This window comes from Virgibacillus kimchii, from assembly GCF_055379185.1.
In genome coordinates this window covers 805,199-824,428 of record NZ_AP043951.1, presented here as the reverse complement: position 1 = coordinate 824,428, position 19,230 = coordinate 805,199, and the positions used below count along the sequence as shown (strand labels likewise).

The window sequence follows — 19,230 nt, the reverse complement described above, 5'->3', positions numbered from 1 at the left end:
AGCTGCTTTCCGCTTTCTGTATCATATCTATTCAAAGACGATGACTTTGATTTACTTATCTTCGTCTTATTTACTTGCATGTATATTTTTAAGGGAAATTGAGAAAGAGTTGAGGAAAAGGTCTGATAATTTACCCCTTCCAAAATTCCCTCTAATATCCTTTAATTATATTGAATATTGAAAAATCAGAATACCATATTCAAGGTTCCTCAGCTATGACAAATAAACACTTTAAAAAACTAATGACACCAATGATAATTGAACAGCCCTAAGTACCTCATCATTCGGCGCGCAATTGTGGAAAAGGAAAAAATTAACGCTTTAAGATATATCTGAGCATTTTTGTTTGCTTTTAATTTACAGGTGAAAAGAATACTAATTTGTATGTTTCTTCCCTTGCTAATAGCATTTTTCTCTCCTGGAACTGAACCCCTTAATCTATATCCAGGGTTTTTTTCTATTTTAATCACCATGAACCACTATTGCACCTTCTTATTCAAGTCAGTATTTTAAACTACTCCATGTTTCCAATGGTTCTTCACCCTGATAAAACCCTATCCAGGAATACTGTTTTACACAATTATCTCTTTTAGAATATATAAAAACATACCTTGCATTTACTAGTTCTCCAAATTTTTCAAAAATATCATGTGGAATATTATTAAAATGTCTTTTATAAAAGTTATAGCCAGAATTCTTTGTAACTCCATCCCGAGTGCTTGCATCTTCTGGGATGAGTACAGCCAAAGATGCCTTTTGGTCTCCTTGTAGTCTATTAACTTTATTTTTCCCTGTTTCTTTTAGTAACTCGCCAAATAGTTTATGAACTGAATTGTGAGCATCTCTAGAATGATTACTTTTTGCTTCAATCACCATATACTCTCCTGTACTGCTTACATATTCAATATCGGCTAATATTGTCGTGTTATTACCGAAGTTTGTTGGCATTGTCATATCCACATTCTCATTTTGTTTCATTATACTCTCAAACCCTTGAATCAAATCCCTCTCTGGATACTGTCTCATTTATCCTCCCCCTCAATAATTCTTTTTCCATTTCACAATCCATTTATTGATTCTTCTATCCTTTTCTTTTCTCTCTATATTTAATATAGCATTTCGCACAACAATTTTTAATCCTTACACTACCTGTTCGTACTTTCTTACTTACAATCCGCCTCTTAAGTACAAGTTTTATTTTCGCCCTGACCTGGAACAAAGCAGTTCTCCAGTAGCACTGGCAATATATTTAATTGCCTGGCTCGCTTTCATCGCTCTACCCTCACCTAAGGAAGAAGAATGATGATAAAAGATACTGTTGTTTGAGGAAATAGAAATAAAAACAGAAGCAAATTGTAATACGTTTACTAAATTTATACTTGTGAGTGTTTCTATTCTATAGAATAGAAAAAGAGACTAGAAGGAACAAAAAAGCTCTACAAAGATGTTATTCTTCATAGAGACTCTGCTTATTTTATTAAATGAATAGATTCGCATTTATGTAGCTTCATCCGATTTTCTATATTTTTTATGCATTCTGTTTTCAAAATATCTACTCATTATAAAAGAAACTGTATACGTTGCTACAAACCCAGCAAGAAGTTTGTCAGATTCAGATAAACTTCCAAAAGCATGCAGGGTGAATTCTCCGTTTAATTTATCACGATACGTGACAAGAAACATTAATGATAATCCTACAACATACGTATAAAGGAACAACTTTGTTCTTCTTAATTCTCTTATATTGTATAAATCCCGTAGTTTATTTTCACTTTTCAAAATATATTTCTGTTCTTTTAAATCACTTAAATTGATTGTAATTGTTTGTTTCTTTTCAAAAGACAATAAATTAGTTTTATAAATTCCCCTAATTAAATCATCGTACACATCATCAACTGAATTGATATCATTTATTCGAACAGTATATTTTTTAGCAGTTGAATTTAACAAGGCACTTATCACTGCAGCATTCGGCATTTTCTCTTCTATTGTTGCTAATAATAATAAATCATGAACTTCAGAGTTGGCTTTTTCTATATTATTATTATAATCCTTCTTAGTAAATAAATTAATTATTAAATTGAAGATAGCTGTTGCAATAAATCCACTTACTATTCCTATAATCCAGGAGTTTGATAACATGAGTATTCCCCCCTTACTAGCATTAGTTAAATCGTCGCGCATTTATCAGTACGCTAACAAAAGTTGGAAGAATTTTAAAGTACTATAAAACTATTTTCTCTAAATAGTTTTATATTTTAGCACCGACCTTCTCTATGAGCTTCACTTTTTCTCTCCCTCACAATCATCTTCGAATTCTTCCTCGCTGTCATCACCTTCATTATAATCAAAAAAAAACATGTGGATTATTTAGCAAATCTAGTATTTCCAAACGCTCTTTCTTGTTTTCAATATCCTCGTAAAACATTTCAACCTGGGCTATAAGTTCGTGTTTTTCGATATCAGATTTGAATACACTCAGATAATCATTCACTAATTCTGGTTCGAAATTCAGTGGTTCTATTCCCCTAATAAAATCCAAAGCACCAGAACGGTCAGTTGTATTTATTAAGTATATTATTAATTCCTTCCAAACGATATATGTATAAATGTTTAGGGCACTAGCTTCTCTTTCTACTCACTCGTATAATACTTCACTTATTTTTCCGATAATTTTCCCAATATATCTCTTATATCTTAGTTCATTTGGAGATACAAGCATTCCTTCAGAATCGATTCTAACTTTCAAATGTTTTACGAGAAAACTAACTAAATACACTTTCTCCTTATTATTTGATTGAATGCTTTCCAAATTATATCTATCATATCTTATGGTCTTGTAAAAATTGGTTAGCATGTCTAAGAAATCATTTTGTAGGTTGCTAAACCCACAATTATGTTTTTTTGAAATTCTCCTTAGAAGTTCCATATGATTATGTGTAATTAAACTTTTTTCAAATTCCTCTTGATTCATTGAATCACTATGCTCAGTCAATATGGCTACTATTTTTAACAATCGCTCTATACCTACTGAAGTATTATAAAAGAACTCGAATATTTCACCCTCTTTTCCGAAATTTTCCATTGAATCAAAAGTTTTTAAACCGTTATATATGAAGCCTCCAGCAACAGTCAATTCCTTTCCCAGGTTAAAATTTTTCCAGTAAGTTTCAGCGTCCATTTTTAATCACCTCTCTTAAATTATTTTTATTTTTAGATAATTCTCTAGCATAAGTAGTGTAACTTTGACATAAAGTTTGCAGTTGCAAATGAAAAACAAATGCAACCTTGTTCATCCCTCCCTATTCTACCAATCTCGCTATTTGCATTAAAATAAATTCCTTTTTCTCTATACTATCAATATTAACTGACGAAGATGGGAACGTCTATGCATCAGAACGTACAGCTATTACAGCATATGATGAAGATGTTAAGCATGAGTTAGACTATGTAACTTCATCTCATGAAGGTTTAGAATTTAAAGCTGTTGCAGGTAAAAACGCATTCGGAGAAGAGATTACAACTGATGAAGAAGGTAGTTCTTAAGATTAACCAAAAGAACTTTCGGTAGCTTCAAGCTCAGCAATATATGCGCAGCAACTACAAAAATTAAAAAGTAGCTGATAGCAAAAGAGCCTTTGTAATCGTATGAAAAAACTAAAGCAATTTGATAAAGAACTAAATCGTATGGCAACAAAAAAAATGAACAGTAAACAACCAATAAAGTCCTGAAAATGCAGGGCTTTTTTAACTTCTATTAAACCTATATTCTTATTAATTGATTTAACTGTCCTGTTCAAAAAATGCATCGTTATTTATGCTATTAAATAAAAAGAAAGCAGATGAAAGGAAATAAATTATGATAACTTATTATCAATCAAGGAAATAGCTTATATGAAGATTCAGCAGAAGCGCAAAAGCTTTTAAAAGAGTTTTGCTCTTGAACAAACTCAAACGAAGCCTGTCCACCATACCTTTTTTGTTTGAAAAAGAAGCAAGATGTTTTTAGGGTTTGATATCCATAAGGACGTATGAACTCAATCCTCGTGGTAAATTTCATGGGTATGTTGAAAATGAAATTTTACTTTCCAGCAACGGTTTGAAAGATGTTTACGTGACGGTTCCGTTCAACCCTTCTGTCACTCCCTGTAACTTGCTATTTTCCAACAAAACAAATGCTGCCCTAGCGCCCTTGACTTTTGATTACAAAGACCAAGGGTTTTGGGGTTTTGGTTTTGAATTGAATAGTATTGCCCAATCAAAAGCTCAGGTTTGAGCCCTATGGGGTGAGAACCGTTCGATAACAAATCCCTTCACATCAATTAATGAGAAGTTTATTAAATATTGTTGTACAATTTAACATTGTAAAAACGAAGAAATAGAGTTGGAATAAACAACATGAATGGTCCAACTGTCCTCTTCGTGTTTTATTAATACGCATAGCAATTTCTATTACAAACATTATTTTAAAGTACCATGAATAATTTTTAGACCAATCAATGAACTTATAAACCTTATTAAATCAACACTTATACCTAGAATAAATGTTTACTGGATATGAAGAAATTAGTTGGAAACAAAAAACAATCCAATTCCAACTTCCCTTCTTCATTTTTACATCATTTAAAGACCAAATATTTTCCACTTAAATACCTAATAGATAACACACTTCATTTTAATTCCCTCCAATCCTTTCCCCGCATGGAATCATGCCCTTTTTCCCCATCGATTTTATCACTCAATGAAAGAACACATTTAGATTAAAACCATCTACCGCGAGCACGAAATATGGAAAATAGCTATCAGTCTAAGAACATATTTTGCGGAACTACTCCTACTCCATAGCACCTTTTTAAAATATAAACATAAAAAAAGATGAGTATTGCGGACAGTTTGAGCCAGCAGTGCGGAGTTTTTGAGCCACTGAATGCGGATGATTGAGCCAGTAACTGTGGAGTGGAGAGCCACTATCATTTATCTGGCATAATTAGCGCAAATCCTATTGTCCGCGACCATTGACTTAACTTTTGTCCGTGTAGAGGAATAATCGCAGGTCTGTCAAAAATAATGCCAAATAGGCACATCTGCTCAGATATGATAACACGGACACACCGATTCTAAGCATTTGCTGGCGGGGCCCCGTCCTCTTCCACCAAATGCTTAGAATCGGGCGTTACAGTCAATGGCAAGCAGCTTCCACTGTGGCTCTGACTCTCTTCTCATAAGAGCAGTTTACCTATTGGCTCTCAGCTCCGCAATTGGTGGCTTTATTTCTCGCAACCGGTGGCTCAAAATCAAGCATAAGTGGCTCATTTCTTCCGCAATAATCAAAAAAGAACTAAAAACACTATTAAGTAGTTCCGATACCGTGGAGAAAATTTTAAATAACAGGCTAAATAGAAACACTAAACGCATTATGTTCAGCACTGTAAATAATAGTATAAATAGCAAACGAAAACGCTTGAGTATTTTTATTACCCAAGCGTTCTTTTTTATATTTTCTTGTTAAATTAAAGCACCAGTTTCTTTAAGTACATTTCTTCACAAACTAAGTTTAGAACAAGAAAAAGATATTCCCGAACTACCTCCTTTATTCAATGAATAAGACTAAATGTTTTTGGTTTTAATCCATTCGTTTTCTAAAATACTCATTTCCCATAGACTCCAGTATTCGTCACCGTTTTTTCTTGAATCTCGAAGTAACCCCTCTTTTATAAAACCTGCTTTTTCGTAACAGGCGATGGCAGATACATTAAAGTCAAATACTCCAAGACTAACTCTATGTAAGTTAAGTTCATCAAATGCCACCTTGAGGATTTCTTTCATCAATAGTTTACCTATTCCTTTACCCCTGACGTTTTTATCACCAACTAATACTTTTCCTACTCGTGCAGATTTGTTAATTCTATCAATTTTCCCCAAAGAAATATGACCTATTACATCTCCAGTTTCATTACTTACTACTTTATAAACTAAAGTATCAGAGTTATCGTTATTAGCATTCTCAATGTATTTTTCCAACTGATTTTCAGTTAAGGGATACGAGAAAGCAGGCCCTCCCCATTGAAGTAAAAACTGAGGTGAATCAATCCAATCAATAAGCTGTTTGAAATCTGTACGTTCAAAATATTTTAGTTCGACCATTATAACTTCTCCTTTACTTCTAAACTTTTGGTAATATCATCTTCCACTAAACTGCCCGTTAGTTTAAGTACGTTCTTTCACAAACTATATATTTATTTTAAGACAATATAACAATTATACTCTTGGTTTTGAAAAATTAGCATCGAAAATAACTTACAAATTCACATAAAAAGGACATTGACAACAGCTATTGACATTATGATATCTGGTGTGCGATTTTGTATGCTAATTCAAGCGTTAAAAACCAATAATCTTTGGTATATAGGTGAAAAGGACAAGACCAAGTCATATGTGATTTGGTCTGCTAATTGAATGCTATTTCGTATGTTTCTCCACCGTAACGGAACTACTTAAAATACTATCAGTTCTCTTTTCCAATTAATTTATTAATCATGTCCCGCACCTTTTTCATCTTTAGTTCAGCGTCCTTCTTATAATTAACCTGATAAACTTTTGGTTCTTGCAACAAGCTCGTCATTTTTTTAATTTCTATTTCTATTGCCTCATTCTCTTCTGAAACAAAATGATAATCCTTACTGTCTCTCTTGGTAAACTGATTGATTACATGTTTAGTATAATCATCAACTGCTAAGTCATCTTTTCTATAACACAGTTTAGGGTTTAGCATATATCTTTTCATTTTTCCTTTTTTCATTTCAATGATTGCTTCAGCCTTTATCAGCCAATTAATGTATTTATTAATCGTTTTTCTATTCATGTTAGCATACCCTGCTGCTTTTCCCATATCAGTTATTGTCAAATAAGATAAATCCTTTCCTGGATTCTTCAGCAAATCCCATTTATCCGTCTCATCTATTTTTGTATTTCCTTCTTCTGGGTAATTTGGATTTTTAACTAAATAATATGTATCGTAATGAAAATATGGCAGCAAACTGAATAGTAATCCAAGTGCAATCATTGCATCCACTTTTCTTCCTTGTTCTTTCGCTTTTTCTTCAATTTCTTTTAATCTCCTAATGATATTTTTGAGCTCCCTATGATACACCATGATAAAGTTTGCATCCTTTTTCTCTTTCTCTTTTAAATGTCCCATCACAAAAAAATCACGATTTAATGTAAATACATTCTTCCTTTTATCCTCTGAATGTATTTCTTTCTTGAGTATGTTCATTTTCACGTAATTGTCAAGGTGACTCGAAGGGTTACCGATACCCCAGATGTTTGCAATTTCATCCACAGTTAAAGGCTGCCTACCAATTTTTAATGGTTCACAATCATAATCAGTATACAATAATAACTGCATTAAATAACTTTTGCTTCTCAATTTTAAATCTGATTTTTCCAGCTGCTTTATACTATTCACCTTGCAAAAAACAAAACTTCCACGTTTATCCAGTGTTCTCTTTTGCTTTCTTTCAGCCCTATCTCTTCTTATTTTCATTTGATTTGATTCTACAATTTCGTAATCATCAAAGTTGAACTCATCACTAAAATGACCTACTTCATCCACTATTACTATTTTCCTATTCATCAGCATCATCCTTTTCTTATAAGTTGATACTGATAACATTATTTTAAAAAAATATAATACCTTAATTAATTTATAAAAAAGATGACAGCGTATAAATATTACTCCGGTAACATTACAATACACCATATTATATTGAATGACACCGAAGCAAATATTGAAAAATGATTAAAGAGAAAGGTAGTAGACTTAGAATCTATAATGACTTAACAGAAGTACATGCAAATGCGAATCCTCTATATAAAATTTTTCATAATGGCATATATTAATTAAGACCGCCTATGTTGCAACCTGGAACGGTCGGAATAGACCGAACCCCATAGAGGGGTAAGGCAGCTTATCCCTCAGCGCCTTTCAAACGCATGCGAGGGGTTATTTTTTGCCGTTGTTATCGGAACGATAAACGCTACTAACATCCCGAAGGATATCATTAGTGTTACGCATTAACAACGTCCATTGGCAACACATCCCTCCTCGGGAAGCAGACTACCTAGGAGCATCAGTGCTACCAAACCCATTATGAGGAATCTTGCAATTATTTACCTCCTTCAGTTGTGTGTCCTATAAATAATTGTGTTACTCCAGTTACCCAGTATGTAATAGCAGATAACGAGTTCAGTTTTGGGAGAGAAAAATGCTAATAACATCATAAATAACTCAATAATTAACACACACTTCTAACCCAATTTAGCAGTAAAAACAGTAAACGAAAACGCTCAGAACCTGAGCGTTTTTTATCGTAATATTTAATTTATCTTATTCCGCTAAAGCACCATTAAGCTATATAAGGCCAAATCAATTGTTCAGCTAATTTTCCTTTAAAAAATCGGTTTCTTTCGTGGGAGTAAAAAGAACTAGAATTAGTAATTATTATTTCTTAAATACTTTTTGTAACATTGTTCCAGTTCTTTTAGTCAATGGTTTGAATTCTAATCTTTCTTCAAAGGAATGTGACCATGGATTTTCCATATCTTTGACAAACCCTTTACCTGATAGCAGAACTTTTTCGTGTTTATGTACTCTTTCACCAAACAATTTAGCAAAAGGAATAAGTTGCTCTGCCATATATTCATCAAAGTAATCTTTGTGAACAATGTCTAGCGCGTATATTTTCTGATTATTATATACATCATCTTCAATTGACTCGTGTTTTAACACTCTTACCCAAGGTAAAGGGAATACCTCATTACCTTCCTCCAAAACTCTAACTCCAAACATAGGAGCATCAACTATACCCACTGGTATGGTTAAATGTGCATCAAAATACCAATGAGAAGGTTTAGGCTTCTGGCTACTTTCAAAGTATTGAGCAGCTTTTATCAAAGGAAGAACTAAACCTTTATAAGCGTCACTTCCGGATAGCTCAATATTTTTACCTTTACGTGAACCCTTAGAAAATGTTGAACAGAATTCTGGTGTTTCTCGAAAGAATTTTTCCCATTGAAGACCAATAGTAGCATATACAGGGGTCATATAAGTATCCCTAGTGCTATTTGAAGTTATTGAGATATTTTCTTTAGGAACACCCCCGATTAAAGGGAAATTATATAAAAAGGGTTTTGTACTGTTAAGAAAAAAAACGTAAGGAAGATTTGATTGTTTACATTCAATTAATAGATTTAGTTCTGGCCTAATTCTAGGCTGATATTTTTCAATATCCCATAATGCTTTACTTGCGAAAATATCCATAGTCCTTAAGGAGTTTGATTGGTTGTCTATATAACTCCATTCATCATGTATTCCAAAATGCATCTCTAAAAGTTTTTGTGCGATTATTGTTTGTAATGGGTAGCCAGAAGAATCAATTGCTTGTTTGATATCATCGATTTTAACACCTTGTGGTAATTGGTTAGTAGCAGGATTATTTATGTACAACTTCTTTCTCTCCTTGAATTTTGTTTATAAAGTCTAAGTTGTCATAACTTTAACATATAATTTGATTTTTAGTGAATAATTCTTTTACTACTTTTTAACAAAGTCCCTTTAAAATAATATAATAAGAGATTTTATATAAGTGTTTTCTTAAACTAACCTGCTGCTTTAATTTAAGTACAATTATTCACATATATAAATATTTTAACAAAAACACTAAAAAACTTTAAAAATCAGAACCAATTCATTTAATAGCATTACAAATGACATTTCAAATAACATGCAATTAACATACATTTTAGAACCTTAATTCCACATAGTACATAAATCTATGTACACTTGTTAAAAAATTGCTATTTACAACGACAATTCGGTGTTCAAATCCAGTAATTGTTGTTATATTATAAAAACAGGAGTACGAAACGCTATGCGATTTGTACTCCTAAATAGTTTGTTATTTATTGTTTTCTCCCCTAAAACTGAACGGGTTACTCTTTACTATAACTACTATTTAAATTTTTTCTCTTGAATAACTTCAGTACTTCCGTCTGGAAATTCTTTTACAATATTACAATTTTCATCAATATATACAACGTAAGTGTCATTAATTTTGGCTTCTAATCGGGCACGTTCCCCTGCCATTTCTATTCTTTTTTCCACCCGGTCTTTAGATTCTTTATCCAATAAATCACCTACTTCATTAAAGATATTAATCAAATTATTCCTAATTTTTAAATGTGGATATTTTTATTGAGTTATCAATATAAGGGTCGAACAGTTTATAGGTGGTCCCCTCCCCAATTTAATTAGTAACCTTGTTTTTCACTAACCTTTTCTAACATTATTATATAAATTATAATCTTTTCTACCAATATTTAAATGTTTATAAATACTTTTTGTGAAACCTGCGCTTATTTTAAAAAATTCACAGTTTTCAACTGGAATAATATATATCCTTACATCTAATTTATTAAGTAATTTATAACTTTTTCTAAAATATATATAACAAATTATAATCTTTTCTAATAACTTGATAGTAATATTCAGGAAACTCACGAAATCCCAACGCCTAAGATACTTGCATTATACTATAAAATTATTGCCGGGCACCTTTAGCACTTAACTTTTGATTCGAAAGACCAGGATTTGCATAGCAAATACTACAGATGAATACTTCGGATTTTGGGGTTACCCAGTTCAATTTCTACCTTTTTTCACTAGCGTTGCAGGAAAATAATATTAAAAAATCAAGTAAAATATTTTATTTGAAAGTTGGTAATATTAGATCTTTTCACTTTAAAATCCATTAAAAAAACCTTATAATTAGGGTATGGTAGTCCTGTCCAAATCCCTAACTATAAGGAGAAACCATGGACAATAATACCATAAAAACTGTATTCAAGGAATACATTCATCCATTAGATTCAAAGGTAATACAAAAAATGATTGATCATGCCGAAGTTGACAAATACGTCAAAAAGCTTGATGTACTTACGTTTACGAATGCTTTTATCTATGCCCAGTTAAAAAACTTAGATAGTCTGAAGCGGATAAGTGATACGATTAAACGAAAGAAAACGGTGCAAAGACTTGTTGGTATAGAGAGCATTAGTAAATCACAACTCTCTCGAAAAAATGGAGATATTCCACCCGAGATTTTTCAGGCGATCCTGCATCATTTAATTCAAAAGCTGCACCAAATACTTGGCCCAACAATGACAGACAAATCACTTGGAAAGCTTCATCTGATTGATTCATCGACCATTTCCATGTGTCTCAGCCAATATGAATGGGCAGATTTTCGGGAGACAAAAGCGGGAGTGAAGATGCATACTTCCATCGTCTTTTGTGATGATATCTCTTATCCAAATGATATGATACTTACCCCTGCAAGACCTGCTGATGAAACTCAGTTGGATTCATTAATTGTGCCGGATAAAGGGGTCCTTCATGTCTTCGATCGAGGTTATTTCAACTTTGCTAAGTTTGATTATTATTGTGAAAAAGGTATCCGGTTTGCCACAAGAATTAAATCGAATACTGTTGTAAATGTCATCGAGGAATTGCCGGTAGATGAGGATTCTTCAATCTCCAGGCATGCGATCGTGAAGATTGGAAACATGAAGAATCCGCTGCAGTTAATAGAAACTGTAGACAGCGAAGGGAACCAGATCCGAATTGTGTGTAACGATGCAACCGTCGGTGCACAGGAAATCAGTGATATTTACCGGCATCGCTGGCAAATTGAATTGTTTTTCAAATGGATAAAGCAACATCTGGTTATCAAAAAACTGTATGGAAAGAGTGAAAACGCTGTATACAATCAAATACTAATAGCTATGATTACTTTCTGCCTAACCCTGTTAATGAAAAACAAGTTGGGCTATGAAGGAACTTTAGTCGAAATGTTGCGTTGGACCCGTGATTTCTGGTCACAATCCATGACATTTTTTATTTCCGAATTATTCAGGAAACCAGAACGATCATCCAATGGACGACGAAGGCTGGACCACGAAAAGGTTTTTAATGAAACCTTGGCACAATACGAATCAGAGGAGGTTTTGCACTTAGATGATCTAAGCTACGATCCAGTTAACTAATAAATATATAAAATTCTAAAAATGGATGAAGGGCTACCTTTAAAGCATATTAACTTTTTTTCTCGAATAAAACTAGGTATTTATCAGAAAATTGAACTAAATAACTGAAGCTACCAGATTTATTGATTGACATTGTTTTTACTTTTTAATGCAACGCTAGTGACCTTTTTTAGAATCACTTAATGCTGTTGATTTCTTATCGTACCAATTATCATAACTTTGATGTACCAATTTATTGACGACGATTGGTTAAAATAACTACCTATCAACACTGTTGTTTCTGTACCTATTGCCTTTATTGGATATTTCATTATCTGTTTATCTAAATTTATATATATACTATTTACTCTTTCCTCATATTATTTTTTCACTGGTTGTATTGTAAAAGTTACATCAGACTTTTTTAAAGACAAATCCACTGTTAGAAATTAAAACCAAGATAATTAATCTTATGCATAATAGGTCTAATATAGCATAAAAACTGAAAAATTTTAATGTAAAGATACACATTATATCATCCAAAAATAGTGGCTTGCCAGACAGGCTAGCTATTCCAGCCTTCTACATATCAAGCCGTGTCTCGCACTTTATGCAGATTAAACACCTGAAATAATTTGGAATTCACAATCTGAAAAAAGTGAAAGTTTCAATGTTAAACCAATAAAATATGACCATCAAATTAGCATACAAATGGATGGTCATTTGTAATAGGTAACGAAACTCGTTAGAAAAACAGTTTTCTCTTTCTTGTTTAAAAATTAAGTTTCGCACATTTAGTCAGTATATCACCAGAAAATAACACGAACCCACTCTAATTAATAAATTCTAGCTATAAAACAAGAATATCCCTAATTTCACAGTTAAATAAGCCAGAAAATAGAACTCAGGACTCGAAACTACTTTTAATTTCTTGTCTATTCAATGCCAGTCTCCTTCTTCCTCAAATAAATTATAATTTATAATCATTTAATACTGTTTAATTATATTAGAAAATATATATGTAACCGTCAAGTGAAAATGGACACTTTTTGCTAATTAATTCTGGACACTTTTTTCCATAAAAATGGAAGAACGATGTTTCATCCGATAACTGTCATCATTTTGAAAATGAAGTACTTCTGCACGGTGTAAAAGTCTGTCCAGGATGGCTGTTGTTAGTCCGGGATCTCCTAATAATTCTCCCCATTCATTCGGCCCTTTATTTGATGTTAATATCACGGAAGCCTTGTCATAAAGGTCGTTGATCAGGTGAAAAAATAGATTTGCTTCCCGTGTATCCATGGCCATGAACATTAAGTCATCAATGATGACGAGATTGGCGCCCCGGATGCGTTTCATCCTTGTCTGGGACTTTCTTGTAACTTCCTCCGTCTTTAACGTATGAATAAGTTGACCCATGGATATGAAGGCAACCTTATAACCCTGATGGATTGCTTCTATTCCCAATCCCGTTGCCAAGTGAGTTTTCCCCACGCCCGGAGGGCCCAAAATAATTAAATTGTACAGCTGGTCCAGCCATGTAAACTCGGTTAGTTGCTGGAGCTGTTTCTTGCTTAAGGATTGTTGTTCATCCAACTCAAACGCCTCTATCGTTTTGTAAGTAGGGAATGCTGCCCATTTCAAACGTTTTTCAATTTGTTTCTCTTCGCGGCGTTTCTGTTCATATGCAGTTAGATGATGTAAGAAAGTCCGGTATGTCCAATCTTCTGATTCAGCTTGCTGAATCAGAGAAGGCAAATGTGCTGCCGTCTCTGATAGCCTTAAAGAACGAAGTTGTTGTTGTAACTGTTCAAGAGAATATTTCATACCGTTACACCTTCTTTTAACACATTTAGATAACGATCCAATTCCCTTGTCTCTGCCTTTGTGTTTAATAATGCCGGATCAACGTAATGCAGTGTTTTGATTTCCTCACTTGCAGCTGTTTGGTCGGAATCGGATGGATGCTGCCGCTGAACGAATGCCACCACATCACGAAACTCTGTTGCGCTGTACAATCCGCGCTTTACACATTCTGATAACGCTTCGTTTCGGATGGCTTGATCCACCGACTGAGAAGCTTTTAATACCATCTTTAACTGATCTCTCACATAACGCGGATATCTTTGATGAATCTCCTCCAGGAAAGCCGTGGCTGTTTCCTTATCCTCAAACCCTTCGGAAACAGTGGCAATATAAGCTGGAATGCCTTTGGAACGATCCCGCATATGTTGGGTAGCCTGTATAAGTTTCCCTTTTTCAGTAGAAATGAGATGATCTGCAATAATCGGCCCATCCGATTGCTCTCGTATAACTAAACGGTTTCCATCTGTTACCTCGATAATGACCTCTTTATTTATTTCATAGGTACCAAGAGGAACCGAGTAGCGATTGGATTCATACATAATCGTATTGTCCTTTCGCACCGTTCTTGTTATACTTGAGGCAATACTTGTTATAGAAATTTTTTTGGTGATCGGTCTGAGGTGTTGCTTCTCTAATTTGAACACTTCAGCCGGTCTCTTTTTTGTTGTATTATGCACGTTCCCATTTCCTGTTCTCTCCAGCCATGCTAAACAATCATCATTCCATTTGTCTATGTGTTGAAATACTCGGTTTCTAGCGAAATTTTTCTTTACAAAGCCAACCACATTTTCAATTCTCCCTTTGCTCTCCGGATCGGCTTTCCTACAGATAAAAAATTTAAGTTTACGCTCATCGCGATAAGCCTGAAACTCACTTGTCAGTATTAAATCACCTGCATTCTCACTCACCACGAGCAGGGAATCCTGGTCATAGACAAGTTCATAGGGGATGCCGCCATAATATTGAAATACATGTTCATGCGCTTGAATCACATCTTTTGTGGTAAATGGCCTGTCCAACCACTCTACATATTTATATCTGGAGTGCGAAAGCACGAAACTGATAAAGTATAGCTTGATTACCTTTCCTTGAGACGTTTTCTGTTTTGTTTCCCCAAAATCAACTTGCGCCTGTTCGCCCATTGGCGGATCAGGAATAGCCTGATAGACACGTTTAGGCTCTGTTTTAGGAATACCATATTTATCTCTAAGGTCTTTGACATAACTTCTCACTGTGCTGTCTCCAACAACTAACTTGGGAAATCTCTCCTTCAGCCAGTCATGGATCTGTGATGCCGATAGGTCAGGATGTTCACTAAGCCACGTGTGAATGAGCATTTCATATGGATCCAATTTCCTGGCTCGCGTTTTGGTGGATGCCATCCACTCCGTAATTTCCTCCGGTGACTTCTCCAAATATTTATACACTGTTGTCCTTGATACCCCCAGCTTTCTGGCAATTCGTCGTATCTTAAATCCCTGTTCTTTTAATTGCTTGATCTTCATGTACATTTCTAGAATTTCCACCTTTTCTCTTTCCCCCATTACATATAATCAACATAAATGATTATATCCTAATGAAGCGAATTTTTATTGGGCAACGGCCGCCGCGATGCATTTGAGAGATGCTGCCCCTCCCCGGGGCAGCATCTCTCAAATGCAAATACTCCCCCAAAAAAGTGTCCATTCTTATCTAGCAGAAATGGTCTATTATAGTTTAGCAGTTACAATATAACACCATTAAGTAATATTTAATAAAATTTAATATTTGTAAAGTTAGACTTGTATAGAAAAATTATTTATAATAAAGTTAGCCTTGGGAGGCAGGGTAGGTTACTTTTTTGCGTTATATGGCAAACAAGTTGCAGTAGCTAAATCAAAATTATTGTGGAAAGAAGTAATTGCTTTTGCAATTACTTCTTTTCTATTTCCATGTCCATTTTCACATCATTTTCTTTAAATAAAATAAGGTTCTCCAAGGTTTCATTTGTTGAAACCTTGGTTGTTTTAAAACAATTATTAATAGAAAATTAACATGAACTAAGCATAATCAATAAAAATAAGCGAAAAAACAAGGATTTATAGGGATTTTACAGAAGAATACGCCTTAAAATGAAAAAATATTTTCAATTAAAAAAGACGCTTTTTCAGCTTTTGAAATAGCGTCTAAAACAATAAATTTATGAGTAGTTTTGATTTAATTGGACCCAACTAAGAAAGAACTTGAAGTAAGTGAATATGAATATCTATCATTTGCTTCAATATAATTTTCATTACAAAGCTTCTTAGTCTGGTTCAAATCGATTTCATTTCTAAGTTCTATTATTTTAAAGCATAATATATTAATTATTGATATTGCAGCAAATGATGACCCAACTAAGAAAAGACTTTTAAGTGCAGTCATTTTTAATCAGAAACTGTCTTCATAAAACTTCTCACACATCAATTCTTAGTCGGCCATTTCCCTTCTCCGTTTATTTCCCAGTCACTTCTCTTTCCTGGTTTACTTCATTTTTTATTCATATCAATGTCGTTATCATTAAAAAATTGAATAATAATTTGAGCATACATATCTTTAAGTGAGCATCGGTTCTCTACCTTCATCTTTTTTAATTCAATAATGAATCTCTTATCTATTTCGAAATTTGTTGTTTCCAAATAATCCATATCTATTTTTGTTTCACCAATTGCATCTTCCACCGTTATTTTATTATCTAAGTATTTAGCTAAAAAGTATTCTACCATTTCATTAAATACTTCTTTTTTATAACGATTTTCCATGACACAGTAGAGGTTAAATTGCCGAACAATTTCGACGGGAACACGGGTGTTAATAATGCTAAAATTCTCTCTGGATGGCACAGTTTTCGATTTACCAGCCCCATGAAGAAAATCCTTCAAACTCTCTCCATGCCCAACTTTTGATTTTAACAAATCCATTTACCTCACCTTTCCTTTCTTTTCGACAACTTCAATCCGATTCAATATTTCATCTGTTAGATTTTTATATTCTGTTAAAGCTGTTCTGTCTTTCGCATAAAATTCCCCATTTTGTTTCTTTTTTGGGAATCCAGTTATCGAATACTGATTCAATAAGCTTTTTCGCTTTATCACACTATCAAATACTAAACTTCCATATTTCTCTTTTAACTTTTCTAATAAAATTTGACTGTGTTTATATCTATCCTTCATCGATACAGCAATACCTAAAATCTCGCTTGGAAATTTGCTGGCTTCTTGTATTTCGTGGATATCTTTTAAATAGTTATCTATCATATTTATCGATAAGATTTCTGCCTGCGTTAAGACAACATGATAATCAGCCGCAGCCATTACTGCTAAGTTAAGTGGGCTTTTACTAGGAGACATATCCATTACAATAAAATCATAATCACAGTATTCTTCTACTTGTTTCAATAAAAATTTGAAATATAAGAACTGATTTTCAGTGACTCCTTTCTGGGACATCAAAGTATGAAACAAATTGGTATTAGGGTGACCCGGTACAACATCCAGGTTATCAATGTTTCCCTGAATAATGTTTTCCACTAAATTGTCGTTCTTGATTGCCTCAAAAATATTTTTCGTTTGCATCATTGCTAATTGCTCCTGACTGAAGTCTTTTGCAATAACTTCAGTTGCATTCATTTGTGAGTCAAAATCAATAAATAATACTTTGTTATCCTGATTTTTGTATCTTTTTTCTTTTATTAAATAACTGAAAAGCAGACTGGACTTTGACTTTCCCGTTCCTCCCTTGTAATTTGATATCAACATTGTTTTCATCATACATTCCTCCAATAATAAATTAACTTTCATATACATCTTTATAGGAGAAAAACATAATTCCTCACAATTCATAAAAAAAGTTATCCATTATTTCATGATTCCAGGAATAAAGTTAATTGAGTACGCAATAGCATCTATTATTTTCTTTATTCTTATCCCTTTTTTTAGAAATGTGATATAAACTGAGAAACGAAAAAGGATGATGAAGATGAGAGTTAAAAGAGGCGGTATATATTTTGCAAATTTAGGAGAACAGGATGGTAGTTCCATTCAAAAAGGTATTCGACCTGGTATTATCGTTCAGTCCGAATTAGGAAATAAACATTCGACAACAACAATTTTCATCCCATTGTCTTCCAAAAATAAGGGACTTCCCATGCACGTGGAAATAAAGCCGGAAGACTGTAATGATGGACAACTTAACAATACTTCTTATGCTTTATGTGAGCAAATCAGGGTAATTTCAATACAGAGCATACATAACAAAATTTGCTCTGTATCAGACTCTATTCTCAATAAAATATATTTTTCGCTAATGATTGCAACAGGGTTTACCGTGCAAAGGGAAAAAGAGAAAAAGTTTGAAGTAGTATAGAAGATTAATATAATTAACGGAGGATTGTAAATGAGCAATTAAGAGCAAAAAAAGCCAACAATTTTGCTAACGACTGAAAAATACAAAAAAATAGAGATGTTAAAATCTGTGGTAAAACAGGTCGATTCCATCAGTTATTTAAACTATCTACACAGGCAAATTACAAAAATAACTGTTAGAGGAAAAAGAAGAGCACTTTAAAAGAGATTGGAAGAAAGTGAAACGGGAATGATTCGTTTAAAGGATTTGAATAACGATGATGATTAAAGTTGTAATCAATAATGTAAACAATATAATTTATACGAGGAGCTGATAAAGCTCCTTTTTTTTAATCAATATTGAACAAATTCCAACTGTATCTTATTTCATTAATTTTTTACCCTTTTTAATTTCTAGTTAGGAATCATCTTTTTTTACCTAAAAGTAAAAAGTGTAGTATTTTCTATTAATAAAAGTGAAATGAGGTAATACGATGTATTTTATTAACGATGAACATCAAAGCAACTTCCAGGAATTAATGTTGAGATACGAGGTATTTGGCGAGGATATGCAGTACAAGCCAGGGATTTACGCAGCAGCAATTCCTGAGATTTTTAAATGCCTGGGAGATATCAATAAACTAAATACCGCAAATTCTCCATTACTAAAACTGATGCATTACAATGAAGAAAATGATACCTTTGGTCCATCACATCCGGGCCTAACAGGTACTACAGCGGCCATAGTCGAATTCGGGATGTCGTGCTATAACTCTTATTTGATTGGTATCGATAGTATACTCGGCTCTGTTATGTCCGAGGAGTATTTTTATGTCATAATTCAAATGCTTAAAATCAGAGCAAAAGGTAAAATCCCCTCTATAACGCTCTAATGATTCATTTTCTAAACACTAATACC

The 19,230-nt window shown here is 33.3% G+C and carries 14 protein-coding genes; 3 read left to right on the top strand and 11 right to left on the bottom strand.

What is annotated here, in order from left to right; all coding sequences use genetic code 11:
- Positions 1 to 501: 501 nt before the first annotated feature.
- From ACZ42C_RS04135 to ACZ42C_RS04105, 7 genes are all read right to left on the bottom strand, one after another.
- Complete coding sequence (locus tag ACZ42C_RS04135) at positions 502 to 1,026, bottom strand: hypothetical protein (protein ID WP_461183592.1); 525 nt, start codon at positions 1,024 to 1,026, stop codon at positions 502 to 504.
- Positions 1,027 to 1,497: 471 nt separating this feature from the next.
- Positions 1,498 to 2,142, bottom strand: coding sequence for a hypothetical protein (locus tag ACZ42C_RS04130; RefSeq protein ID WP_461183593.1), 645 nt, complete (start codon positions 2,140 to 2,142; stop codon positions 1,498 to 1,500).
- Between the two features lie 496 nt (positions 2,143 to 2,638).
- Entirely contained in the window at positions 2,639 to 3,181 is a 543-nt protein-coding gene (locus ACZ42C_RS04125; RefSeq protein ID WP_461183594.1) for a hypothetical protein, read from the bottom strand.
- A 2,426-nt stretch (positions 3,182 to 5,607) separates the two neighbouring features.
- The gene (locus ACZ42C_RS04120) at positions 5,608 to 6,144 is read right to left on the bottom strand and encodes a GNAT family N-acetyltransferase (RefSeq protein WP_461183595.1); all 537 of its coding nucleotides are present in this window, start codon (positions 6,142 to 6,144) and stop codon (positions 5,608 to 5,610) included.
- A 361-nt stretch (positions 6,145 to 6,505) separates the two neighbouring features.
- Positions 6,506 to 7,636 (bottom strand): hypothetical protein, encoded by a 1,131-nt coding sequence (locus ACZ42C_RS04115; RefSeq protein ID WP_461183596.1) that lies wholly within the window; start codon positions 7,634 to 7,636, stop codon positions 6,506 to 6,508.
- 867 nt (positions 7,637 to 8,503) lie between these two features.
- Complete coding sequence (locus tag ACZ42C_RS04110; protein ID WP_461183597.1) at positions 8,504 to 9,508, bottom strand: hypothetical protein; 1,005 nt, start codon at positions 9,506 to 9,508, stop codon at positions 8,504 to 8,506.
- Positions 9,509 to 10,012: 504 nt separating this feature from the next.
- The gene (locus ACZ42C_RS04105; RefSeq protein ID WP_461183598.1) at positions 10,013 to 10,189 is read right to left on the bottom strand and encodes a hypothetical protein; all 177 of its coding nucleotides are present in this window, start codon (positions 10,187 to 10,189) and stop codon (positions 10,013 to 10,015) included.
- 686 nt (positions 10,190 to 10,875) lie between these two features.
- Here ACZ42C_RS04105 and ACZ42C_RS04100 point away from each other — a divergent pair.
- Complete coding sequence (locus ACZ42C_RS04100; RefSeq protein ID WP_461183821.1) at positions 10,876 to 12,105, top strand: IS4 family transposase; 1,230 nt, start codon at positions 10,876 to 10,878, stop codon at positions 12,103 to 12,105.
- A gap of 1,035 nt (positions 12,106 to 13,140) precedes the next feature.
- On the opposite strand, the gene istB is transcribed toward ACZ42C_RS04100, so the two are convergent.
- From istB to ACZ42C_RS04080, 4 genes are all read right to left on the bottom strand, one after another.
- Positions 13,141 to 13,911 carry an IS21-like element helper ATPase IstB gene (istB, locus tag ACZ42C_RS04095; protein WP_441163746.1) on the bottom strand — a complete coding sequence of 257 codons (771 nt, stop codon included), beginning with the start codon at positions 13,909 to 13,911 and terminating at the stop codon, positions 13,141 to 13,143.
- Positions 13,908 to 15,494: an IS21 family transposase gene (istA, locus tag ACZ42C_RS04090; protein ID WP_464891327.1), complete on the bottom strand. Its 1,587-nt coding sequence runs from the start codon at positions 15,492 to 15,494 to the stop codon at positions 13,908 to 13,910. Before istA ends, istB begins: the two co-directional genes overlap by 4 nt.
- 963 nt (positions 15,495 to 16,457) lie before the next feature.
- On the bottom strand, positions 16,458 to 16,889 hold the full coding sequence (locus ACZ42C_RS04085) for a hypothetical protein (protein ID WP_461183783.1): 432 nt from the start codon (positions 16,887 to 16,889) through the stop codon (positions 16,458 to 16,460).
- On the bottom strand, positions 16,890 to 17,738 hold the full coding sequence (locus tag ACZ42C_RS04080) for a ParA family protein (RefSeq protein WP_464891326.1): 849 nt from the start codon (positions 17,736 to 17,738) through the stop codon (positions 16,890 to 16,892).
- Positions 17,739 to 17,946: 208 nt separating this feature from the next.
- On the opposite strand from ACZ42C_RS04080, the gene ACZ42C_RS04075 reads away from it, so the two are divergent.
- The gene (locus tag ACZ42C_RS04075) at positions 17,947 to 18,333 is read left to right on the top strand and encodes a type II toxin-antitoxin system PemK/MazF family toxin (protein WP_461183781.1); all 387 of its coding nucleotides are present in this window, start codon (positions 17,947 to 17,949) and stop codon (positions 18,331 to 18,333) included.
- Positions 18,334 to 18,805: 472 nt separating this feature from the next.
- Entirely contained in the window at positions 18,806 to 19,204 is a 399-nt protein-coding gene (locus ACZ42C_RS04070; RefSeq protein ID WP_461183780.1) for a hypothetical protein, read from the top strand.
- Positions 19,205 to 19,230 lie beyond the last annotated feature (26 nt).